Origin of the sequence: Paraburkholderia sp. BL17N1, from assembly GCF_003634175.1 — a bacterium.
Taxonomy (GTDB): domain Bacteria; phylum Pseudomonadota; class Gammaproteobacteria; order Burkholderiales; family Burkholderiaceae; genus Paraburkholderia.
The window spans coordinates 1,985,911-2,009,449 of the sequence record NZ_RBIW01000002.1; the positions used below are offsets into that span (position 1 = coordinate 1,985,911).

The 23,539-nt window shown below is 61.2% G+C and carries 22 protein-coding genes; 17 read left to right on the forward strand and 5 right to left on the reverse strand.

The genetic code is table 11. The features are described 5' to 3' along the window. Positions 1-132: 132 nt before the first annotated feature. Complete coding sequence (locus B0G82_RS28780) at positions 133-1,044, reverse strand: substrate-binding domain-containing protein (RefSeq protein ID WP_116147446.1); 912 nt, start codon at positions 1,042-1,044, stop codon at positions 133-135. A 189-nt stretch (positions 1,045-1,233) separates the two neighbouring features. Next, positions 1,234-2,049 (reverse strand): DNA-binding transcriptional regulator, encoded by an 816-nt coding sequence (locus tag B0G82_RS28785; RefSeq protein ID WP_116149120.1) that lies wholly within the window; start codon positions 2,047-2,049, stop codon positions 1,234-1,236. Positions 2,050-2,262: 213 nt separating this feature from the next. Here B0G82_RS28785 and B0G82_RS28790 point away from each other — a divergent pair, with 213 nt between their 5' ends. From B0G82_RS28790 to B0G82_RS28820, 7 genes are all read left to right on the forward strand, one after another. Further along, complete coding sequence (locus B0G82_RS28790; protein ID WP_121309831.1) at positions 2,263-4,104, forward strand: bifunctional 3-(3-hydroxy-phenyl)propionate/3-hydroxycinnamic acid hydroxylase; 1,842 nt, start codon at positions 2,263-2,265, stop codon at positions 4,102-4,104. 1 nt (position 4,105) lies between these two features. After that, a complete protein-coding gene (locus B0G82_RS28795) occupies positions 4,106-5,068 on the forward strand; it encodes a 3-carboxyethylcatechol 2,3-dioxygenase (protein WP_121309832.1) in 963 nt (320 codons plus the stop codon). Continuing rightward, positions 5,058-5,861 (forward strand): 2-keto-4-pentenoate hydratase, encoded by an 804-nt coding sequence (gene mhpD, locus B0G82_RS28800; RefSeq protein ID WP_121309833.1) that lies wholly within the window; start codon positions 5,058-5,060, stop codon positions 5,859-5,861. Before B0G82_RS28795 ends, mhpD begins: the two co-directional genes overlap by 11 nt. Further along, on the forward strand, positions 5,858-6,799 hold the full coding sequence (locus B0G82_RS28805) for an acetaldehyde dehydrogenase (acetylating) (protein WP_116147454.1): 942 nt from the start codon (positions 5,858-5,860) through the stop codon (positions 6,797-6,799). Before mhpD ends, B0G82_RS28805 begins: the two co-directional genes overlap by 4 nt. A gap of 6 nt (positions 6,800-6,805) precedes the next feature. Continuing rightward, a complete protein-coding gene (gene dmpG / locus B0G82_RS28810) occupies positions 6,806-7,834 on the forward strand; it encodes a 4-hydroxy-2-oxovalerate aldolase (RefSeq protein WP_347237566.1) in 1,029 nt (342 codons plus the stop codon). A gap of 69 nt (positions 7,835-7,903) precedes the next feature. After that, a complete protein-coding gene (gene mhpT, locus B0G82_RS28815) occupies positions 7,904-9,139 on the forward strand; it encodes a 3-(3-hydroxy-phenyl)propionate transporter MhpT (RefSeq protein WP_121309834.1) in 1,236 nt (411 codons plus the stop codon). Between the two features lie 81 nt (positions 9,140-9,220). Continuing rightward, on the forward strand, positions 9,221-10,090 hold the full coding sequence (locus tag B0G82_RS28820; protein WP_116147460.1) for an alpha/beta fold hydrolase: 870 nt from the start codon (positions 9,221-9,223) through the stop codon (positions 10,088-10,090). A gap of 153 nt (positions 10,091-10,243) precedes the next feature. Here the strand turns inward: B0G82_RS28820 and B0G82_RS28825 are convergent, their stop codons facing one another. Continuing rightward, positions 10,244-10,984 carry a FadR/GntR family transcriptional regulator gene (locus B0G82_RS28825; protein WP_121309835.1) on the reverse strand — a complete coding sequence of 247 codons (741 nt, stop codon included), beginning with the start codon at positions 10,982-10,984 and terminating at the stop codon, positions 10,244-10,246. Between the two features lie 231 nt (positions 10,985-11,215). On the opposite strand from B0G82_RS28825, the gene B0G82_RS28830 reads away from it, so the two are divergent. From B0G82_RS28830 to B0G82_RS28870, 9 genes are all read left to right on the forward strand, one after another. Then, a complete protein-coding gene (locus B0G82_RS28830) occupies positions 11,216-12,763 on the forward strand; it encodes a sugar ABC transporter ATP-binding protein (RefSeq protein WP_241975020.1) in 1,548 nt (515 codons plus the stop codon). Further along, positions 12,756-13,784, forward strand: a complete 1,029-nt coding sequence (locus B0G82_RS28835; protein WP_116122238.1) for an ABC transporter permease — start codon at positions 12,756-12,758, stop codon at positions 13,782-13,784. Before B0G82_RS28830 ends, B0G82_RS28835 begins: the two co-directional genes overlap by 8 nt. Positions 13,785-13,852: 68 nt before the next feature. Continuing rightward, the gene (locus B0G82_RS28840) at positions 13,853-14,797 is read left to right on the forward strand and encodes an ABC transporter substrate-binding protein (protein WP_121309836.1); all 945 of its coding nucleotides are present in this window, start codon (positions 13,853-13,855) and stop codon (positions 14,795-14,797) included. A gap of 114 nt (positions 14,798-14,911) precedes the next feature. After that, positions 14,912-15,928: an aldo/keto reductase gene (locus B0G82_RS28845; protein WP_121309837.1), complete on the forward strand. Its 1,017-nt coding sequence runs from the start codon at positions 14,912-14,914 to the stop codon at positions 15,926-15,928. Further along, the gene (locus tag B0G82_RS28850) at positions 15,925-16,773 is read left to right on the forward strand and encodes an amidohydrolase family protein (protein ID WP_199730180.1); all 849 of its coding nucleotides are present in this window, start codon (positions 15,925-15,927) and stop codon (positions 16,771-16,773) included. The genes B0G82_RS28845 and B0G82_RS28850 overlap by 4 nt, the downstream gene beginning before the upstream one ends. A 10-nt stretch (positions 16,774-16,783) precedes the next feature. Beyond that, entirely contained in the window at positions 16,784-17,113 is a 330-nt protein-coding gene (locus tag B0G82_RS28855; RefSeq protein ID WP_121309838.1) for an L-rhamnose mutarotase, read from the forward strand. A 114-nt stretch (positions 17,114-17,227) separates the two neighbouring features. Beyond that, positions 17,228-18,238 (forward strand): zinc-binding alcohol dehydrogenase family protein, encoded by a 1,011-nt coding sequence (locus tag B0G82_RS28860; protein ID WP_121309839.1) that lies wholly within the window; start codon positions 17,228-17,230, stop codon positions 18,236-18,238. A gap of 25 nt (positions 18,239-18,263) precedes the next feature. Then, positions 18,264-19,397 carry a mannitol dehydrogenase family protein gene (locus tag B0G82_RS28865; RefSeq protein WP_121309840.1) on the forward strand — a complete coding sequence of 378 codons (1,134 nt, stop codon included), beginning with the start codon at positions 18,264-18,266 and terminating at the stop codon, positions 19,395-19,397. 18 nt (positions 19,398-19,415) lie between these two features. Then, entirely contained in the window at positions 19,416-20,945 is a 1,530-nt protein-coding gene (locus B0G82_RS28870) for an altronate dehydratase family protein (protein ID WP_121309841.1), read from the forward strand. 57 nt (positions 20,946-21,002) lie between these two features. Here B0G82_RS28870 and B0G82_RS28875 read toward each other — a convergent pair whose 3' ends face one another. After that, positions 21,003-21,596, reverse strand: coding sequence for an NAD(P)-binding domain-containing protein (locus B0G82_RS28875; RefSeq protein ID WP_121309842.1), 594 nt, complete (start codon positions 21,594-21,596; stop codon positions 21,003-21,005). Positions 21,597-21,643: 47 nt separating this feature from the next. After that, positions 21,644-22,384, reverse strand: coding sequence for an SDR family oxidoreductase (locus B0G82_RS28880; RefSeq protein ID WP_121310911.1), 741 nt, complete (start codon positions 22,382-22,384; stop codon positions 21,644-21,646). Positions 22,385-22,506: 122 nt separating this feature from the next. Here B0G82_RS28880 and B0G82_RS28885 point away from each other — a divergent pair, with 122 nt between their 5' ends. Further along, the gene (locus tag B0G82_RS28885) at positions 22,507-23,397 is read left to right on the forward strand and encodes a LysR family transcriptional regulator (RefSeq protein WP_121309843.1); all 891 of its coding nucleotides are present in this window, start codon (positions 22,507-22,509) and stop codon (positions 23,395-23,397) included. Positions 23,398-23,539 lie beyond the last annotated feature (142 nt).

Here is a 23,539-nt window from a genome sequence, read left to right on the forward strand (position 1 = left end):
AAGAGGCGGGCGGATGCATGTGATTTCCCCAAGCCTGAAGCAGTCCATAGAAAGACGGACTGGGTGGGGGTTCAAGTGGCGGCAACGGTTGCCCTGTCAAGCGCTACTGAACACGCTCGTGGCTCACGCCGGCTATTTCGCGTACTTTGCCAACGAGGAACGGATCGCCGGGTCGTTCATGTTTTTTGGCGTAACGGTGACCACGTCGACAAATATATTGCGGGGCGGCGGATGGCCCTGCAGTGCCTCCACTAGCGACGCCAAGCCGAGGTAACCCATGCGATAAGGGTCCTGCAATATGGCGGCGTATACGATTCCTCTTTTGAGACCTTCCAGGAATTCCGGACGCCAGTCGAACAGCACAAGGCGCGGGCGCTGGCCGACTGCCGCATTTTCAATTACCCGCAGAGCGCCGTAGGCGATGGGTTCGGCCGGCGCGAAAACGGCATCCAGGCGGCCTGGGTACGTGTTTAACACCTCAGCGATCCGTGCTTCGGCATCGCGGGGGCGATACCCGACGTAGGTATCGATCACCACATCCCATCCCTCGCTCCGGGCGACGCTTAAGAATCCGCTTTCTCTCGCGGTAGTCGAACTCACGTTGGGCGCGAGCCGCAGCATCGCCACCTTGGCACCCTTTTTCAAAACCGGTACCAGGCTGAGGGCGGCCTTCCTGCCTGCGCCGAAATTGTCTGTGTATACGGTCGAGATGCCGTCGTAATCGGCGTTATACCGATCGACAAGGATCAGGGGGACAGGGATTGAAACCCGCGTGTCGCTTTTCAATGGTTCCGGTGCAAGTAGCACACCCGCGACTCCTTGCGTCACCATGTAATCGATAATGCGCAACTGGATATTTGATGTATCGAGCGACTCACCGTCGGACGGGCTGCGGGTCAGCAGATCTACATGATGATCACGGGCCGACTGTTGTATCCCCTTGAGCATCGTCTGGTAAAAAACAAGCGACGAGCCCGGTAGGACGACACCGATCGTGGTCGCATGCACGGTCTGCACGATCCCCGCCAACGACCAAAGCAGCATGAATAATCTCAGAGGTCCAAGCATGGTGTGTCCACTGGCAGTGGCCCGGAGCCGACCGCGTAAGCTTGCGGGAGAGCATTGCCGTGTTATGAAGGTTCTTGCCAGCCATGCGAAATCGTTACCTCGGGCCAATTTTCACCAACCTTGCGGAATAATAAGCCGATGTAGCCATCCAACGCGCTTATTTCACTAAGTTTTTTTCCCGGACTGGGACGCATCTTCCTCGGCTTCGAGTGCCGTCACCATCTCGTCCGCGGCCCATTTTAGTTCGGGCACATAGCGGCGCTTCGCTTCCGCAAGCGTTACCGCGCGCGACAGAAAAACTACGTTCAGGCTCGCAAGTACCCGCTCGCGCGAAACGATCGGAACCGCAACGGCGCCGATCTTGTTCTGAGCCGTCCAATCGCCGTGATTCGAACCGAATCCATCAGCGCGCACGCGTCGGACGAGACTGCGAACGAGGGCATCGTTGGAGGCCAGCGCCTTTTGTTCATCGCCGCCGGCACCCGATCGCAGCATATCGAGAATGTCCTCTCGCTCGCCGTCGGGGCACAGCGCGAAATAGGCACGGCCGGAAGCCGTCAGCAGAATGGGCAAGCGTCGGCCGACCATCGACCGATGAAAAGATAGCTGACTAAACCGATGCGTCGTCTCGCGAATGATCATGGCGTCGCCGTCGGGCGTCGTCAGATCGGATGGCCACGCGACTTTCTGGAGCAATCGACCCATGATCGGCGGGGCGATGGTCGCGATGCGTTCATCGTCCGTGAAGCCTTCGCTCAACGAACGGACGTCGAGCGTCAGGCGAAAGCTGTCGTCCGACGTACTCCGTCGAACGAACCCCTCTTCGACCAACGTCTCCAGCAAGCGACGCACTGTCGTGCGGTGCAAGCCAATTGCATCGCTGATCTGCTGGCTCGTGGCGCGACCGCTTTCGATTGAATTCAGTGCGCGCAGGACCTGGAGGCCACGCGCCAGCCCACGAACGTTCGTGTATTTCGTCACCGCTGAAAACATCCTTATAAATCAATTATGTGCATTCTATGCACATTTTCTAGATTTTGTTGAGCGGCTGGGGCGCGCTCCATAGACTGCATCAAAACCAACTATTCAAGGAGACACGTGACGCTGTCACGCATGTTCTCCTGGCTGTGACTGAACCAGACAGTACCGGACGCGCCCACGAACCTCATTCGTCGCGCACCTTAGGAGACAGACATGCATTCCGCCATCGACACGGCGGCCGTCAGCGGCCGTCCCGAGATTGTGTCAACCGACATCGCCATCATCGGCGCCGGACCCGTCGGCCTCATGATCGCCAACTATCTGGGACTGCAGGGCGTACGCGTCGTGCTGATCGAAAAGCTCGACCAGATCATCGACTACCCGCGCGCTATCGGGCTCGACGATGAAGCTCTGCGTGTGTTCCAGTCAGTCGGCCTGGCAGAGGAACTGCTGCCTCATACGACGCCGGACCACTGGATGCGCTTCGTCACGCGCACGGGCCGCTGTTTCGCGTCAATCGAGCCACGCACTGACGAATTCGGCTGGTCGCGCCGCAACGCGTTCATTCAGCCGCTTGCCGATCGCATCCTGTTTCAGGGGCTGCAACGCTTCCCGCACGTACAGGTGCTATTCGGACACACCGTAGCGGGTTTTGCACAGGACGACACCGGCGTGACGATCGACGCGCAGGCTGCGAGTGGCGCGATCAGGTCGATCCGCGCTACCTACATGGTCGGCGCGGACGGCGGCAACAGCTTCGTGCGCCGCGTGCTCGACGTACCGTTCGAAGGACGCACCAAGCCGAATCAGTGGATCGTCGTCGACGTGCGCAACGATCCGATCGGCTCACCCCATGTCTACATGCATTGCGACCCGGCGCGCCCCTATGTGTCGGCGGCGTTGCCGCACGGCATCCGGCGCTTCGAATTTATGGTCATGCCGGGGGAAACGGAAGAAGAACTCTCGAAGCCCGAGAACATGGCGGCGTTGATCCGCAAGGTGGTCGGCAATCCCGAGAAGGTCGATTACATCAGGAAACGCGTGTACACGCATAACGCGCGGCTTGCCAGCACGTTCCGCGTGAAGCGCGTGCTGCTCGCGGGAGACGCCGCACACATCATGCCGGTGTGGCAGGGACAAGGCTACAACAGCGGTATTCGTGATGCGAACAATCTCGGCTGGAAGCTGGCGTTGGTGGTAAAGGGTCTCGCCGGCGACAGCCTGCTAGATACATACACGACCGAGCGGCGCGCGCACGCGCGCTCGATGATCCACTTGTCGGAGGTGGCCGGCGACATCTTCGCGCCAACTAGCAGGCTCGGCACGAAGTTCCGCGACGGCTTCGTCCGGTCGCTCGGCATGCTTCCTTCGTTCAAGCGATATTTCGTCGAGATGCGTTTCAAGCCGATGCCGCGTTATGAATCGGGCGTAGTGATATTGCCCGAACGCGAGCAGCGCGACGGCTTCCTCGCGCGCCTGCTCGACGGTTCCGGTCATACGGCGCTCGGACGGATGCTCGGGCTGATGAGCGAGAAGCGTGAGTCGCTGCTCGGCCGTCTCGTACACGGGCGCGACTCCGCGAGCCAGTCGCCCGTGGGCCGCATGTTCATCCAGCCGCGCGTGCGTTCAGTCGATGGCGCCGTCTTGCGTCTCGACGATGTAATCGGCAATCGTTTCGCGATTATCGGATGGGGTTCGGACCCGAGCTTCGGATTGACGCCGGAGGCACGCGAAACGTGGAAGAGACTCGGCGGTTGCTTCGTGATCGCGAAGCCAGATACGCAGTTGATGTATCGCGAGGACGTGCCGGCAGGCGTGATCGCCGTCGGCGACGTGAGCGGCCGACTGAAGGACTGGTTCACGCGCGTGCCGGAATCGGTCGTGCTGCTGCGCCCGGACCGCTTTGTCGCGGGCATGTGTTCGCCGCAGGAAGTGTCGTGGGGCATCGAAGAACTGGCGGGCAAGCTGGGTTCGCCAACGCTCGCTTTCCCGGATATTCATCCCGCGAATGAAGTTGCAGGCGAAACGGCCATCGCGGTCGAAACGGGAGTCTGACATGCCGATCCTTCTCGAATGCCTGTCTCACACGCCGCTGCACGGTTATCACGATCCCGCGCCCGAGATCGTCGCGGAAGTGGAGCGAGTGCAGCGTGCCGCTCGCGCCCGCGTCGAATCCTTCGATCCAGAACTGGTAATCGCGTTCGCGCCTGATCACTACAACGGCTTCTTCTATGACGTGATGCCGCAGTTTTGCATCGGTATTGCGGCGACGGCCATCGGGGACTTCAACAGTCTTGCCGGCCCGCTTGATGTGCCGGAGGACGTCGCGCTCGCTCTGGCGGAGGCCGCGCTTGCGAGCGAGGTCGATGTGTCCCTGTCGTACCGCATGCAGGTGGATCACGGCTGCGCGCAAGCCCTCGATGTGCTGACCGGTGGACTTGATCGCTACCCGGTTGTACCGGTGTTCATCAACTCGGTAGCATCGCCGATGGCATCGTGCCGCCGCTCGCGCCTGCTCGGCGATGCGATCGGCCGCTTTCTCTCGCGCACAGCCAGGCGCGTGCTCGTGATCGGTTCCGGCGGCATCTCACACGAACCGCCCGTGCCGGAGATCTCCGGTGCGAACGCCGAGGTCGCCGAGCGGCTGATCGCCGGGCGCAATCCGTCTGCCGAATCGCGCGAGGCGCGGCAGGCGCGCACGGTGGCGGCAGCGAAGTCTTTTACCGCCGGCGACAGCCATCTGCATCCACTCAATCCTGAGTGGGACCGCACATTTCTGGATCTGCTCGCCGCCGGCGACCTCACCGCCGTCGATTGCATGACCAACTCGGCGATCACCCGCGACGGCGGCAAGTCCGCTCACGAGATCCGCACCTGGATCGCCGCGTTTGGCGCGCTTGCCGCTTATGGCTCTTATCGGGCGTCGCTCGATTATTACCGGCCTATCCCCGAATGGATCGCGGGCTTCGGCGCGATGCATGCACAACCCGGGACCCAAGGAGACTTTCATGCCCAATGAGCAAACCGTGCTTGCGCTGGCCGCGCGCCTTCGCGATGCCGAATCCGCAAGACAACCCGTCGCACCCGTACGCGATGAGATTCCTGGGGGCGACGATGCGGCGCTCGCGTATGCCGTGCAGCGCGCCCGCGTCGACGCGCGATGCGCGCAAGGCGAACGCGTGGTCGGCCGCAAGATCGGTCTCACGTCGATTGCGGTGCAACGCCAGCTTGGCGTGGACCAGCCGGACTTCGGCACGCTCTTCGCATCGATGGCCTACGGCGACAATGCACCGATGCCGCTCTCGCGCCTGATCCAGCCGAAGGTCGAAGCGGAAATCGCGCTCGTGCTGCAGCGCGACCTCGTGCTTGAGAGGCACACGTTCGCTGACCTGATCGACGCGAGCGCCTACGCGCTTGCCGCAATCGAAGTGGTCGACAGCCGCATCCGCGACTGGGACATCCGCTTCGTGGACACGGTTGCTGACAACGCATCGAGCGCAATGTTCGTGCTCGGTAGCCGTCCCGTACCGCTCGCAGAACTCGATCTCGCAGCCTGCGCGATGACGCTCTCGCAGGACGGCGAGGTGCTTTCTCGCGGCAACGGCTCGGCATGCCTCGGCAATCCTCTAAACGCAGCCGTGTGGCTCGCCGATCGCATGGCGCAACTCGGCACGCCGCTTCGTGCCGGCGACATCGTGCTGACAGGTGCGCTCGGGCCGATGGTGGCTGTCACCGGACCCGCCACGTTCACCGCGCAAATCGACGGACTGGGCAGCGTCCGCGCTACTTTTACCGACCAGGAACTTCCATGACCACCGACAAACTCAAGGCCGCGATCATCGGCTCCGGCAACATCGGCACCGATCTGATGATCAAGATCATGCGCCACAGCAAGTATCTGGAAATCGCCGCGATGGTGGGCATCGACGCGGCATCCGACGGCCTCGCACGCGCCGCGCGTCTCGGCGTCGCGACAACCCATGAAGGCGTTCAGGGATTAGTGCGTATGCCTGTATTCAACGACATCGAATTTGTATTCGATGCGACCTCGGCAAGTGCTCACGTGAAGAACGATGCGTTCCTGCGTGCGCTCAAGCCCGGCATCCGCCTGATCGACCTCACGCCCGCGGCCATCGGCCCGTACTGCGTGCCGGTCGTCAACCTCGATGCGCATGTCGAGAGCCGCAACGTCAACATGGTGACCTGTGGCGGCCAGGCGACCATTCCGATGGTAGCGGCCGTGTCGCGCGTGGCGAGAGTGCACTACGCGGAAATCGTCGCGTCGATCAGCAGCAAGTCGGCAGGGCCGGGCACGCGCGCCAACATTGACGAGTTCACCGAGACCACCTCCAAGGCGATCGAAGCCGTGGGCGGTGCGGCGAAGGGCAAGGCCATCATCGTGCTCAACCCGGCCGAGCCACCGCTCATGATGCGCGACACCGTCTATGTTCTCTCCGAATTCGCGGACCGCGCGAAGATCGAGGCATCCGTTGAGTCCATGGCCGCAGCAGTGCAGGCCTACGTGCCGGGCTATCGCCTCAAGCAGAAGGTGCAGTTCGACGAGATCACCGCTGATGCGCCACTCAACATTCCGGGCCTTGGCCGCTTTAGTGGCTTGAAAACTTCCGTGTTCGTTGAAGTGGAAGGCGCTGCACACTATCTGCCAGCGTACGCCGGCAATCTCGACATCATGACATCGGCCGCGCTAGCCACTGCGGAACGCATGGCGCAATCTCTCGCGAACGCATAAGGGAGCATGAACATGAGCAAGAAACTCTATATCTCCGACGTTACGCTGCGCGATGGCATGCATGCGATCCGTCATCAGTATTCGATCGCGAACGTGCAGGATATCGCCCGCGCACTGGACCGGGCGAAAGTCGACAGCATCGAGGTCGCGCACGGCGACGGTCTGCAAGGATCCAGCTTCAACTATGGCTTCGGTGCGCACAGCGATCTCGAATGGATCGAAGCGGCGGCGGATGTCGTGAGCCACGCAAAAATTGCCACGCTGCTTTTGCCGGGCATTGGCACCATCCACGATCTCAAGGCCGCATACGACGCAGGCGCGCGCATCGTGCGCGTCGCCACCCATTGCACCGAAGCCGATATCTCGAAGCAGCATATCCAATACGCGCGCGAACTCGGCATGGACACCGTCGGCTTCCTGATGATGAGCCACATGACGACGCCCGAGCATCTCGCCGCTGAAGCGAAGAAGATGGAGAGCTACGGCGCGACATGCATCTATGTGGTCGACTCGGGCGGCGCAATGAACATGAACGACATCCGCGCGCGCTTTCGCGCATTCAAGGAGGTGCTCGATCCCGCCACCCAAACGGGCATGCACGCGCATCACAACCTGAGCCTCGGTGTCGCAAATTCGATTGTCGCGGTGGAGGAAGGGTGTGACCGCATCGACGCGAGCCTGGCGGGCATGGGTGCGGGAGCGGGCAACGCGCCGCTCGAAGTCTTCATCGCGGCAGCCGAGCGCCTCGGCTGGAATCATGGCACTGATCTCTACACGCTGCTCGACGCCGCAGACGATCTCGTGCGGCCGTTGCAGGATCGCGCGGTTCGCGTGGATCGCGAGACGCTGGCGCTTGGTTACGCGGGCGTCTATTCGAGCTTCCTGCGCCATTCGGAAGTTGCGGCGAAGAAGTACGGCCTGAAGACTGTCGACATTCTCGTCGAGCTTGGCCGCCGCCGCATGGTGGGCGGGCAGGAGGACATGATCGTCGATGTCGCACTGGACCTGAAGCGCGAACTCGAAGCGCGCGTCTGAACGAACACAGCGCTACCCACGGCACGATCGCCGCCAAGAGCGATGCCGAACCTACATCGGAGACTTTTCATGAACATCTCAGCACCGCGCCGCGTAAACGGCGCCATCACCATCGGACTGTGCCTCGTCGTCGCGCTGCTCGAAGGACTCGATCTTCAATCGACGGGCGTCGCCGCCCCACGCATGGCGCGCGAATTCCACCTCGCTGTCGCGCAGATGGGCTGGGCCTTCAGCGTCGGTGCGCTGGGGCTCCTGCCGGGGGCCGCGATCGGAGGACGCCTCGCCGACCGGATGGGCCGCAAGCGCGTGCTGATGCTGTCGGTTGCGCTCTTCGGCCTCTTCTCCATCGCGACGACGCAGGTCTGGAACTTCGAGAGTCTGCTCGCCGCCCGCTTCATGACAGGTCTCGGGCTCGGCGCCGCGATGCCCAATCTGATCGCCCTCTGTTCCGAGGCCGTGCCGCCGCAGCAACGCAGCACGGCGGTGGGCGCGATGTATTGCGGCATGCCTTTCGGCGCGGCAATCGCTGCGGTCATCGGCATCGTGAGCCCGGGCGATGAAGGATGGCGGCATATCTTCTACGTCGGCGGCATCGGACCGTTGCTGACCCTGCCGTTGCTCGCGCTTTTCCTGAAGGAATCCGCGCAATTCATCGCGACCAGGTCCGACGAAGCTGCGCATCATGAGGCGGCACCGGGGGTCACGCGGGCGCTGTGGAAGGAAGGTCGCGCCGGCACCACGCTCGCGCTGTGGGTCAGCTTTCTTGGCACGCTGATCGTGTTGTACTTCCTGATCAACTGGCTTCCGTCGATGGTGCTAAGCCGGGGACTCACGCGTACGCAGTCGGGCGTCGTGCAGATGATGTTCAACATCGGCGGCGGTATCGGCGCGATCGTCATTGCGGGTCTGATGGACAGAATCGGCCGGCGGCCCACGGTTACCGGTATGTACGTGGGCATAGCCGGGGCGCTGGCAGTGCTCGCCAGCGCGAGCACCGGCGCCACGATGGCGTTCGGCGGGCTGCTGGCGGGTCTCTTCCTCGTCGGCGGGCAATCGGTGCTGTATGCGCTTGCCAGCAGCATCTATCCGACGCAAGTTCGCGGCACGGGCGTGGGCGCCGCCGTCGCTGTGGGCCGCATGGGCTCGATCCTCGGGCCGTTGATCGCGGGCCAGTTGCTCGCCATCGGGCAGAGTGCGTCGGTGCTGGTGGCCGCGAGCATTCCGCTGATCGCGGTGGCGGCCGTCGCGGCGCTGCTCGTAGTGGCCCGGTTTCCGCGCGGGCAGTTCATGGCCGTCGCGCACTAGCGCGCGTGCCTGCTAGACACATGCGCGGGCGCTCGTTACGTAGCGCCTGCTCCCGGTACGAACACAAACGAGGTAACTGAAATGACAGCAGCGACGAAACTTCAAAGCGAAACCGCAACCAGCAAATTCGTGAGCATCGGCGAAGGCGATGCCGAACTGCGCCTGCATTACAACGATACCGGCCTCGGTGATGAGACGGTCGTGATGCTTCACGGGTCGGGCCCAGGCGCGAGCGGATGGGCGAACTTCAACCGCAACGTCGACGCGTTCGTCGATGCCGGCTACCGGGTGATTCTGCTGGACTGCCCAGGCTGGGGCAAGAGCGACTCCGTCGTATGCAGCGGCTCGCGCTCCGATCTGAATGCGCGCATGCTCAAGGGATTGCTGGACGCGATCGGCGTTGAACGCGCGCATATCGTCGGCAATTCGATGGGCGGCCATAGCGCGGTCGCGTTTGCTCTGGCGAATCCCGAGCGGGTCGGCAAGCTGGTGCTTATGGGCGGCGGCACAGGCGGCCCCAGCCAGTTCGTGCCGATGCCCACCGAGGGCATCAAATTGCTGCAGGCGCTCTATCGCGAACCGACCCTCGATAACCTGAAACGGATGCTGAACGTCTTTGTGTTCGACACCACCACGCTGACCGAGGAACTGATGCAGGCACGTCTCGCGAACATGCTGGCGCGGCGCGATCACCTCGAGAACTTCGTGAAGAGCCTCGCTGCGAACCCGAAGCAGTTTCCGGATGCCGGTCATCGTCTTTCTGAGATCGCGGCGCCAGCACTCGTCATCTGGGGTCGTGACGACCGCTTTGTTCCGATGGATGTCGGCTTGCGTCTCGTGTGGGGCCTGCCCAACGCAGACTTTCACGTTTTCGGTCGATGCGGCCACTGGGCGCAGTGGGAGCATGCCGCGAAGTTCAATCAAATGGTGCTTGAGTTCCTCGGGCGGTGAGGAGCTTCACGATGAGGGAGCGTGAAGCCGGTGCAAGATCAAAAGATGAAGCGTCGCCGTGCGGTGACCGTCGGCTTCTCCTCGGAGCCCATTTAAACTCGCTGCACACCCGGCGAAAGTCCGAGGGAACCACAACCCGCTTGAATTCGCCACTCAACTCAATCGCACGCGGGCAGCTTTACTGTCCGCATCGTTGGGCGCGACCTTCTTCATGTCGCTTCCGACCCAACGCTCTTCAGAAGACTTCAGATGCGATCGCATTGCTGCTTGTGCGGCAAGCGGGTCTCCTGCCTGCAGTGCATGCAGGACTCTCTCGTGCTCTTCAACGGCAGCCATCCATGTAGTCGTATTTTCGGCGAGTTCGCTAATCCTCGCCCCGATCGGATCGCGCCTCGCGTCGAACAGATCGGCCACATATCGGCTCAACACCGTGTTGCCCGCCGCTTCCGCGATGATGAGGTGGAATTGCCGGTCTGGTTCCAGCGGAGATTTGCCGGCGGAGGCAAGGCGATGCATGGCATCCACGCTGCGCCGCAACCGGTCCAGAGAGGCGGCTGTGAGTCGCGTGCTGGCGAGCACGACGAGGCTGCCTTCGATTACGGCTCGTGCCTGCATGATTTCCGTCGGGCTTTCGCCTAGTACCGCCAGCGATCCTTCGCTTTCATTTGCGGTTTCGCGCACGTAGACACCCGAACCCATGCGCGTCTCGACGCTGCCGCCGATTTCCAGCGCGATTAGCGCCTCGCGCAGCGACGGGCGCGAAACGCCCAGTTGCTGCGACAACTCGCGCTCAGCCGGCAACCTCGACCCCGGAGGGAAATCTCCCCCGTGGATGAGGCCGCGAATCTGGTCGGCGACTAATTGGTAAAGCCGCTTTGGCTCAGTCTGTTTCATCTTGCTGGCAGAAGGAAAAGTGGCCCGGGCGCCTGGCGGTCAAGTCTATCACGCAAGCTCCAACAGGTTCTCCGCGCATTCGATGGGAAACATAGGGGTTTATTCTAGGTAAGGCCAATCTGCAAAGTATGAAAATTGGCTTGACCAGTTTCGCTTTTTATTCTCTAATCTGCCTCAGATTGGCCTGACCATCACAAGCGCCGCACAAAGAAGGAGACACGCGTGACAGACTTGAGCGCTGAACTGGCCCCGCGCGCGGTGGGCGGCTCCGCTTCGAAGGAACCCCCGGAGCTATTGAAACTCAGTGGGCTGGGCAAGCGGTTCCCCGGTGTGGTTGCACTGGATGACGTGCACTTCGAATTGCGCCGCGGCGAAGTACACGCGATTTGCGGCGAGAACGGCGCGGGCAAGTCGACCCTGATGAAAATCGTCAGCGGCCAATACCAGCCGGATGCCGGCACGATTGTTTTTCGCGGGCTGGAACGGCGGTTCGCGTCCTCACTCGAGGCACAGAAAGCCGGCATTGCGATCATTCACCAGGAACTGAATCTGGTGCCGCACCTTTCCATTGCGGAAAACATCTACCTGGCACGCGAGCCCAAACGCGGACCGTTCATCGATCGCACGCGGCTGAATGGCGACGCCCGGCGGGCGCTCGCCCGCATTGGATTGTCGTTGCCACCCGCCAGGCTGGTGGGGACGCTGTCGATCGCCCAGCAGCAGATGGTTGAAATAGCCAAGGCGCTCTCGCTCGACGCCCAGGTGCTGATCATGGACGAACCCACTTCGTCGCTCACGGAATCCGAAACCATGCACCTGTTCCGGATCATCAAGGAGTTGCGCGAGAGCGGGGTGGGCATTGTCTACATCTCTCATCGTCTCGACGAAATGAAGCAGATTGTCGACCGAGTGACGGTGCTGCGCGACGGGCGCCACATTTCCACCGACGATTTCGCGGCGACCAGCATGGATGAGATCGTTGCGCGGATGGTCGGCCGGGCACTGAACGATGCGTACCCGCCGCGCCGGTCGGTTCCGACGCAGGACGTGCTGCTGCGTGTCGACAATCTGTCGCGCGCACCGGCATTCGGGCCGGTTTCGTTCGAATTGAGGCGTGGGGAGATTCTCGGCTTCGCCGGTTTGATGGGCGCAGGCCGGACCGAAGTGGCGCGGGCGATTTTTGGTGCCGACCAGCCGGACGGCGGCGAGATTCATATCGGCAGCGAGCGTGTCTCGATCCGCTCGCCTATCGATGCGATCCGCCACGGTATCGCGTATCTGTCGGAAGACCGCAAGAGCGACGGCCTCGCGCTGAAGATGCCGGTCGCGACCAACATCACGCTGGCCAATATCGAAGCGGTGTCGGGGCGCGCGGGCTTCATCCGCTTTGCCGACGAAGCGGCCATCGCACGGCGCTATGTCGAAACGCTCGGCATCCGCACGCCGACGGTCCATCAGCTCACGCGCAACCTGTCCGGCGGCAATCAGCAGAAGGTTGTCATCGGCAAATGGCTGTTTCGCGAATCGAAGATTCTGTTTTTCGACGAACCCACACGCGGGATCGATGTCGGCGCGAAATACGCGATCTACACGCTGATGGATCAGCTCGCTGCGCAGGGCATCGGCGTCGTGCTGATCAGTTCGGAATTGCCCGAGATTCTCGGCATGTCCGATCGTATCGCGGTATTCCACGAAGGCCGGATCGCCGGAGTTCTGGAGACGCGTCACACCAATCAGGAAGAAATCATGCACTTCGCATCGGGACGAAACCATGCTTGAAATAACATCTGACCAGACCGCTAGCGTCGACAGCAGCGCGAAACTCCGCCGTCGCGACCTGATCCAGAAATTTGCCGCGCTCGGCAGTCTGATCATGCTGGTGGTCGTCTTTTCATCGACCAGTTCGGCGTTCTTCTCGGTGGAAAACGGCATGACGGTCGCGTTGCAGGTGACGTCGATTGCCTATCTCGGCGTGGCGGCAACCTGCGTGATCATTACGGGCGGAATCGACCTGTCCGTGGGTTCCGTACTCGCGCTGTCAGGTGTGGTCGCCGCGTTGCTGGTCAAGGCTGGCGTGCCGATTCCTCTCGGCATGCTCGGCGGCGTCGTGGTGGGCGGCCTGTGCGGACTCGTCAATGGCCTGTGCGTGACGCGTATGGGTCTGCCGCCGTTTATCGCCACGCTCGGCATGATGCTGGTCGCGCGTGGTCTCGCACTTCAGATCACTGGCGCGCGCCCGGTTTCGGGACTTGGTGACGCATTCGGCGAACTCGGAAATGGCGCGCTGTTCCGCATCTCGCATATCGGGGCGGACGGGTTCCCCGATACGGTATTTCCGGGCATTCCCTATCCCGTGATCATCATGGTCGTGCTGGCGGTGGCCGTGTCGATCATGCTGACGCGCACCTCGCTTGGCCGACACATCTACGCAGTCGGATCGAATGCCGAAGCCGCGCGGCTCTCCGGCGTCAATGTCCGACGCGTCACCTTATTTACCTATGTGCTGTCCGGCGTGCTCGCCGGTCTGACGGGTTGCGTGCTGATGTCGCGTCTCGTCACGGCGCAACCAAACGAAGGCGTCATGTACGAGCTCGATGCGATCGCCAGCGCCGTGATTGGTGGGACGTCCCTGATGGGCGGTGTCGGCACGATCTCGGGTACGGCCATTGGTGCGTTCGTCATCGGCGTGCTGCGCAATGGCCTGAACATGAACGGCGTATCGAGTTTCGTCCAGCAAATCATTATCGGCCTGGTCATTCTCGGCACGGTCTGGATCGATCAGGTTAGAAACCGTAGATAAAGCACATCGAATGATGCCATTCGAGAAGTCCAACAAAGCAGTGCAATCACCAACCCAAGGAGTGAGACATGAAAAAGAAATATCTGGCATGGGCCGCCGCGCTTTTGACCGCAGTGGCGGCGCACGCGAATGCGGCGGGCGGAGAGATCGCCGTTATCGTCAAGACGGCCAACTCGAATTACTGGCAAAACGTGCAAAAGGGTGCAGCGGATGGCATGAAGGGGCTGAACGGCTACACGATGACGTTTCAGGGACCGGCGACCGAGTCAGCGGTGGCCGACGAGGTCAATATGGTCGAGAACGCGGTGAACCGGCATGTTGCGGCGATCGTGCTCGCGCCGTCCGATCCGGATGCACTGGTCCCGGCAATGAAGAAGGCTTGGGAGGCAAAAATTCCGGTTGTCCTGATCGACTCGCTCGTGTCCGATTCCGGCAAGCAGTATTACCAGTCGTTTCTCTCGACCGATAACGCCAAGGCCGGCGAGATGTGCGCCAAAGCAATGATCGACCGTGTCGGACAGACAGGGAAGGTCGCTGTGATGTCGTACGTTGCCGGCGCGGGTTCCGAGATTGGCCGCGTGGGCGGGTTCCGGAAGTATCTCGCGGAACACTCGAAGCTGCAGATTGTCGGACCGTTCTATTCGCAGTCGCAGATGGCGACCGCGCTCAATCAGACGACCGACGTGCTGTCGGCCAATCCGGATCTGAAGGGCATCTTCGGTGCGAATGAACCGACTGCCGTAGGAGTGGGACGCGCGTTGGCGCAGTCCGGGAAAGCCGGCAAGATCGTCGCGATCGGCTTTGACGGCAACCAGGACCTGCAGGGCTTCGTCAAGGACGGAACCATCCAGGCCATCGCTGTTCAGGGTTCCTATCAAATGGGCTACAAAGGCGTCAAAACGGCGGTGGAAGTCATCGAACACAAGCCGGTTACCAAGCAACTGGATACCGGTGTCGTGATGGTCGACAAGAACAACATCGATCAGCCGGCTGCGAAGAACGTCTTGTATTGAAGCGCGGCGCGGACGATGCCCGACGGCGTTGTCCGCGCTTGAGGACTGCGCCGTTCAGGACGCGCGGTAAAGCGTTGAACATCGAGAAACGAATCCCTGAAGGCGGAATCTTTGATGAAAGCAGGTGACCTGCGTGATCTGTCGCGTGGCGGTGTGCAACTGAGCGCACTCGGCATGGGTTGTTCGCAACTTGGCGGCCTCTATCGCACCATGCCGCCGCAACAGGCGCGCGCACTAATGGACGAAGCGTGGTCGCTTGGTCTGCGCTATTTCGACACTGCGCCGTTCTACGGGTACACGCTTTCCGAGCGCCGCGTTGGCGACGCGTTGTCAGCGCGTCCACGCGACGAGTTCGTGCTGAGTACGAAAGTGGGCAGGCTTCTTCGTCCGGACCCGACTGTTCAATGCGGCGACGACGGGTGGGCCGAGCCGCTTTCTTTCCGGCCGCATTACGACTACAGCTTCGATGGCGTCATGAGGTCGTTCGAAGACAGCCAGCAGCGTCTCGGCTTTCCGCAGATCGATCTACTGTATGTGCATGACGTCGGTCGAATGACACATGGAGACGCGAACGTCGAATTCTGGAGGCAGCTGACCACGGGAGGGGGCTTTCGCGCACTCGACGCGCTACGAAGTGCAGGGCAGGTCAAAGCCTTCGGTCTTGGCGTGAATGAATGGCAGGTTGCGCATGAAGCCATGCAGGAGATACAGATCGATGTGACGTTGCTCGCGGGCCGTTACACGCTCCTCGAGCAAGATTGCCTGTCGCCGTTTCTCGACGATTGCGTACGGCATGGGAATTCGATCGTGGCCGGCGGTGTGTTCAATTCCGGCGTGCTGGCGGGTAATGGCAAGTTCAATTACGGGGACGCCCCCGCCGCTGTCGTGTCACGCGTTCACCGGCTGGCTGCGGTTTGCCGCGAATTCGAGGTCCCGTTACCCGCTGCGGCACTGCAGTTTCCGCTTGCGCATCCCGCGGTTGTGTCGTGCGTGGTGGGCGCGCGCAGTGTCGAACAACTCCGGCAGAACGTCGCGTGGTTCGAGCAGACGCTGCCGGCCGGGTTGTGGCAGGAGCTGAAGTCGGACGGTCTGATTGCGGACGCCGCACCTGTGCCCGGGGGGAGCCTGTGAGCCTGCGTATCGACGCACATCACCACTTCTGGCACCTCGCGGCGCGTGTGGGACATTGGCCGCCTGCCAGTCTTGGAGCGATCTATCGAGACTTCGAGCCGGCCGATTTTGAACCGCTGCTTGAACGATGCGGCATCGGCGGAACCGTGCTGGTCCAGTCCTTGCCTGACAGCGACGACACCAGCTTCCTGCTCGAACTGGCGGAGCGCCATTCTTTTATTCGCGCAGTGGTGGGATGGGTCGACCTGAAAGCGCCGGACGCGCCGCAACAGATCGATGACTTGGCCCGCCACCCGAAGTTGAAAGCGCTGCGGCCGATGTTGCAGGATCTTCCAGACGACAACTGGATTGACGACCCGGTATTGCGACCGGCAATTACCGCGATGCTCGCCAATGACCTTGCATTTGATGCGCTGGTTGTTCCGCGTCAACTCCCCGGTTTGGTCGCGTTCGCGAAGCGTTACCCCGGCCTGCGGATCGTTATAGATCATGCAGCCAAGCCGCTGATCGCTACCGGGCAACTGGAACCGTGGCGAACCGACATGGCCGATCTGGCCAGACTCGAAAATGTGCATTGCAAGCTGTCCGGCTTATGGACGGAAGCGCCGCCAGAAATCGGCGTTGCCGCTTTCGAGCCCTATGTGGAGACGCTATTCCGACTGTTCGGCCCGCGTCGTCTTCTGTGGGGAAGTGACTGGCCTGTCCAGCGGCTCGCCACACATTTCGGTGACTACGCCGGCTGGCTTGCCGCCTGTGACGATTACTGCGATCGATATGCGAGTGAAGAGGACAAAGGCGCCGTATTCGGCGGCAACGCTTATCGCTTCTACCGGCTCGAAGAATAGGGAGAGTGTGATGCAACGCATGGGAATGGTGATCGGTATCGATCCGCGGCATATCGACGAATACAAACGCTTGCATGCGCAGGTCTGGCCGACGGTGCTCAATCGCCTGAAACGCTCGAATGTCACCCGCTACTCGATATTCCTGCGGGAGCCCGAGAACCTGTTGTTCGGCTACTGGGAATACGTCGGGTCCGACTATGAAAGCGATATGGCGGAGATTGCGAACGACCCGGAAACGCAACGCTGGTGGAGCCTGTGCGGCCCGTGCCAGAAACCGTTGCCGAGTCGTGCGCCGTCGGAACACTGGGCACGGATGGAAGAGGTTTTTTACGTCGAATAGGCATGGTCCCGACACTGCACTCGGGTGATCTCGCCATAGAGAATCAAATTAACCGGGCCCGCATCGAAACCGCATCATGGCGTCGCGGGCTCTGTATCTGAAAAGGGAAACCTCATGCTCACTGTTATTTGTGAAACGCCCGGAGTACTACGCGCCGGGACGCGCTCAATGCCATCGCGCGAGCGCGGCGAAGTGCTGCTACGAGTGCGGCGCGTCGGCGTATGCGGCACTGACCTGCACATCTTTACCGGCAACCAGCCATTTCTCTCCTACCCGCGCGTGATGGGACACGAACTGTCGGGCACGGTCGAAGAATCCGATGCGGATTCCGGCCTGGTCGCCGGCGACCCGATTTACGTGATGCCCTACTTGTCATGCGGCCAGTGCATTGCCTGCAGGAATGGAAAAACGAATTGCTGCGTGAACATTCAGGTATTGGGCGTGCATCGGGATGGCGCATTGACGGAGTATCTGAGTTTGCCGCGTCAGTTCGTTCACAAGGCTGAAGGAATCACGCTCGATCAGGCGGCAATGATCGAGTTTCTCGCCATTGGCGCGCATGCGGTTCGTCGCGCCGACGTTCACGCAGGGCAGCGCGTGCTGGTGGTCGGGGCAGGTCCGATCGGAATGGCCGCGATGATCTTCGCACGTCTGCGCGGGGCCACGGTGACGGCACTCGATACACGGCTCGATCGTCTGAACTTCTGCGCCGGGAAAATCGAAGTGGCGGCTACCGTGCAAATCGGTGATACCGATGTGGACGAGCTGACGAGACTCACCGACGGTGAATTCTTCGATGTGGTCTTCGATGCGACGGGCAACCCGGCTGCCATGGAGCGTGGCTTCGAGTTTATTGCGCACGGCGGAAAATACGTGCTGATTTCCGTGGTGAGAGACAAGATCACTTTCTCCGATCCGGAGTTCCACAAGCGCGAAGCCACCCTGATCGGAAGCCGGAATGCGACCGCGGAAGATTTCGAAACGGTGCTCAGGGCCATGCGCGCCGGCCAGGTGCCCGATGCGGCACTCAACACACACCGGATGAAACTTGCCGATGTCCCAGCGGAATTTTCGAAACTGCTCGAACCTTCCGCTGGCGTGGTGAAAGCCATCATTGAATGCTGACGAAGGCGCAGATCGGATATAAGCCATGAGCCAGCCAATTCTGCAGTTCGGCACCAGCCGCTTTCTCCAGGCGCATGTCGACCTGTTCGTTTCGGAAGCGCTGACGCGCGGCGCCGCGCTCGGTGGCATTACGGTCGTGCAGACCACCGGCAGCGAGTCCAGTCAGAAGCGTATTGCAGCGCTGGCAGAGGGCAGGCCTTATCAGGTAAGGATTCGAGGTATGCGGCGCGGCGTGCCGGTGGACGAGATGTTGTGCGCCAACGCGGTGCACGCGGCATGGCACGTCGGGACGCATTGGGCACAAGTGCGAGATGCCGTAGCAGAACATGTCGAAGTGATTGTCTCCAATACGGGAGATCGGGGATTCCAGCTCGATGACCGGGACACCGCGGCCCTCGTGACTCACCCGGAGTGCGTGCCACATAGCTTTCCGGCCAAGCTGCTGGTGTTGCTTCATGGCCGTTGGGAACGCAACCCCGATGCGCCGCTCTCCCTTTTTCCATGCGAACTCGTGGTCAATAACGGCGATACGCTGCGCGAACTTGTTGTGACGCTCGCGACAAACTGGCGGATGCCGGAACTGTTTATTACCTACCTGCGAACGCACTGCATATGGGCCAATTCGCTCGTCGATCGCATCGTTTCACAGGCGATCGAACCAGTAGGCGCGGTTGCCGAACCGTATGCGCTGTGGGCGATTGAGCAGCAGCCGGGGTTGGTTCTGCCTTGCACACACGAGAACATCGTTTTGACAGACGATCTGCAGCGCTTCGAGCGTCTGAAGTTGTTCCTGCTTAATCTCGGTCACAGCTATCTGGCCGAGCGCTGGCTGGAGGACCGCAGGCCGGCTGACGAGACCGTCTATCAGGCAATGAACAACCCGATCTTGCGCGCGGACCTGGAAACTGTCTGGTCGGAAGATGTACTCCCGACATTTGCGGCGTTGGGTCAGCACGAGCAGGCTCTGGCCTATCTCGTCGAGTTACGTGATCGCCTGCTCAATCCCTTTCTTGAGCATCGGATCGCGGACATCGCTCAGAATCACACAGAAAAAATGCAGCGGCGTTTTCTGCCACTTGTGCAACTTGCCGACACACTCGGCGTGAAGCCCGGACCGCTGCGTATACGCGCGATGCTGGAGCGCGTCGCATCGGTTTAGAACTGTTTCGGGAAAGTCATGAACACGGAATCGGATTCTTTTATTCTTCTGCGCGAACAGGACAATGTCGCGGTCGCGCGCCATGCAGTACCGGATGGGGTCGAGGTGAATCTCGGGGCGGCCACATTGCGCACCCGCGCGTCGATTCCGTCTGGCCATAAAGTGGCTGTGCGCCGCATTGAAAAGGGCGCTGCCATTCTGAAGTACGGGCGAGTCATCGGTATCGCCATGCATCATATTGAAGCGGGGGAGCATGTTCATACCCATAACGTCGGCATGAGCGAGGTTGGGAACGAACTCGCCAGCGGTACCGCTTACGAAGCGACTGAAGTGAACGGGCGGCCGGCAACGTTTCAGGGATATGTGCGAGCCAATGGAGACGTCGGTACACGAAACTTTATCGGCGTGATCGCGAGCGTAAATTGCTCGGCAACCGTATGCCGGCATATCGCCGACGCTTTTAAGGACGATGCGCTCAAGGCGTTTCCCTCAGTCGACGGAGTCGTGGCTATCACACATGGCAGCGGCTGTGGCATGGCCGGGTCTGGCGAGGGGATCGAATTGCTGCGCCGTACCTTGCGCGGGTACGCGAACAATCCCAACTTCGCAGGCGTGGTGCTGATCGGGCTCGGTTGCGAAGTGAATCAGATCGCGCCGCTGGTCGATACGCTGGCCGCCAGACCGGACGGTTTGATCGCCACGCTGACGATTCAGGAAGAAGGCGGAACGCGTGAAACCATTAAAAAGGGCATAGAGATAGTCGGCGACATGCTGACGCTCGCCGATCGCGCAAACCGCAGTACCGTGTCGGCCGCGCACCTGAAAGTCGGGCTGCAGTGCGGCGGTTCGGATGGGTACTCGGGGATCAGCGCCAATCCGGCATTGGGTTGCGCCGTTGATCTTCTGGTGCGCAATGGAGGAACGGCGATACTGTCCGAAACACCGGAGATATATGGCGCGGAACACCTGCTGACGTCGCGTGCGGCTTCGCCGCGGGTGGCGGACAGGCTATTGGAAAAGCTGCGCTGGTGGGAAGCGTATACGCGCGCCCATCACGGCGACATGAACAACAATCCCTCGCCGGGTAACAAGGCCGGAGGGATTACGACCATTCTGGAAAAATCACTGGGTGCGGTCGCCAAGGGCGGGAGTACGGGTTTGATGGAGGTGTATGAATACGCCGAAGCCGTCACGCAGCACGGACTCGTTTTCATGGACACCCCCGGCTATGACCCGGTATCGGCGACGGGGCAGGTCGCGGGCGGCGCGAACCTGATCTGTTTCACCACGGGCCGTGGGTCAGTGTACGGGTGCAAACCGACGCCCTCGCTGAAGCTCGCGACGAACACCCGGATGTTCGAGCAGATGAGCATGGATATGGATTTCAACTGTGGAACGATCCTTGATGGAACGCTTGGTATTGCTCAGGCTGGAGCCCAGATATTCCAGTTGATGCTGGACACGGCGTCAGGAAGAAAAACCTGCAGCGAACAGCACGGCATGGGAGACAGTGAGTTTGTTCCGTGGCAACTCGGCGCTGTCATGTGAAAGCAGGCGAGTCCCCCGAGGCGTGAAGGACATTTTACGGTTCCAGGATCGCTTCGATCAGTCGAACTTGGCCAGGTCCTGGAAAATAAGCTGAGCCCACGTGCTGCCCCGTGCCTGGACCAGCAGGCCGCCCTCGCCAATCTTCCCCAGCTCGATCGGGGCGAAGCCGAGCTTGTCGACAAGTGCGGCCACCGAGGCGCTGGCCGCGTCATCGTCGCTGGAGACGAACACGACCCGCCGGCCTCCCTGCGGCGTCTTCGCGCCTTCGGCCAGGACGCTCGCCGGTAGGTGGTTGAAGGCCTTCACCACCTTCGCCCCCGGGAACGACTTCGCAAGGGCGGCCGTCGACGGCAGCCCGCCCAGTTCTTCCGGGGGAACGCCGAATGCGTTGGTTGCGTCGATGACCACCTTCCCCTGCCAGTTCTCGGCGGTCCGTCCGATTTCGCTATGCGTGGCGAAGGGGACGGCCAGGATGACGACGTCGGCCTTGACCGCGTCATCGACACGCCGGGGGACGACAGACGGGCCGATCTGCGCCGCGAGCGCGTCAAGCGATCGCCTGCCTGCCACGATGACTTCGAGGCCCGTATGGGCGAACGCCTGAGCGATGGCCGTGCCGATCTTGCCAAGCCCGATGATTGCGTAGCTCATTGAAATCTCCTGTGCATATCGAAAGGCCTTGCTGCCGACCGTAGCTGTCAGACCTGGGCGATGCCACCATCGACCATCAAATCCGCGCCCGTCATGTACGAACTCTGGTCGGATGCGAGGAAGAGCGCCGCGTTGGCAAGCTCGTCAGCCCGAGCGAGTCGACCGAGCGGGATCATGCTCTGGTACATGTTGACCAGATCCTCGCGTGCCATCGATTGAGTGTCGAGAATCGGAGTGTCCGTTGCACCAGGGCTGAGCAGATTGACGCGAATGCCGCGGTCCTTAAACTCCGCAGCCCAGGTGCGGGCATAGGAGCGCAACGCGGCCTTGGTCGCCGCGTAGGCGGTGTGGCCAGGAATGCCCATGACGTGCATGCCCGACGAGACCAGAATGATCGATCCGCCTCCTGTCATGAGCGGCAGCAGCTTCTGCACCAGGAAGACGGGACCGCGGGCCATGAGGTTGAACGCCTTGTCGAAGTGCTCAGGCGTGAGAGTGTCGACCGAAGCTTGCTCCGTAAAGCCCGCATTCGACACGATGATATCGACGACACCCTTTTTGTCCCTGACTGCCGCTGCGACCCGGTTGAGGTCATCAAGGTTCGCGGCGTCAGCCTGGATGGCGGTGACGTTGCGCCCGATCAGTTCGGCCGCCTCGTCGAGTTGTGCCTGCCGACGGCCGAAGATAAAGACGTGAGCGCCTTCGGCAACAAACCGCTGGGCGATCGCTAAACCGATACCGGTGGTGCCGCCGCTAATGACTGCAATCTTGCCTGCGAGAGTGGACATTGGGACTTTCTGCCTGTTCGTGAATGACAGGTACATGGTAATTACCATCGCCGGGAATGATAATCCGCAAATTTCCCATAAGATCTATTCTTCGACGGAATGGATCAAATGAGAGGAATGCCATGGACAGGTTTCACGAATTGAGCGCTTTCATCGCCGTTGTTGAGGCCGGCGGTTTTTCCGCCGCGGCGCGTAGAACCGGCGAGTCACAGTCCGCGATCAGCAAGGCGATCGGCGCGCTGGAAAAACGCCTCGGCGTGATGCTACTCAATCGAAGCACGCGCAGCGTGACGCTGACGGACCAGGGCCAGAGATATTACGACCGGACCAAACCCCTTGTTGATGAAATGGATGAAGCCGACAGCGAACTGACCAGCAGCGTGCTTAATGCGTCCGGTCTGATCCGGATCGCCGTATCCGCTACTTTCGGCCGCCTTCACGTCCTTCCACTCATACCGGAGTTGTTGTCACTCAATCCCGGCCTTCAGGTCGATCTTGTTCTTTCGGACTTCGTACGAGATATGGTGGAAGATCGGATCGATCTGGCGATCCGGGTGGGCGCCGTCGACGATCTCGATGCGGTTGTCAGGCGCGTGGCTAGCACCCCGCTTGTATGCGTCGGCTCCCGCAGGTACTTCGAGCAACACGGAATACCGAAGACTCCCGCCGAGCTCGTCGATCACAATTGCCTTTTATATGGCGGCCTGACGGAGTCGGCGAATTGGCCGTTTGTAGGCCCGGAAGGTCGATTCAGTGTGTCCGTGCGCGGAAATCTTTCGTCCAACAGTGTCGAAACGATCCGCACTGGCGTTCTGGCCGGTGTCGGTATTGGCCTGTTCGCCAAGGTGTCTCTTGCCGATGAACTCCGACATCCGGACGTGATCACGGTTCTCGACGAATTCATAAGTGAGGTCAGAGACGTCAGTCTCATCTGGCCGAAACGTCGCTTTGTACCGGCACGCGTGCGTCGCGCGACGGACTTTTTTGCTTTGGCACTCCCACAGCGCATGTAGGAAAACGGCATCATTCGGCGCTCGAGGCGTCGCTCAGAGAGGCTCATTCACATTCGTCTCGGCGCGGGTGCGGTCAGGCAAGGACGGTTGCCAGGTGCGCCGTGCACACATCCAATGGCATCTTCGGGCAGCAATCGGTCGA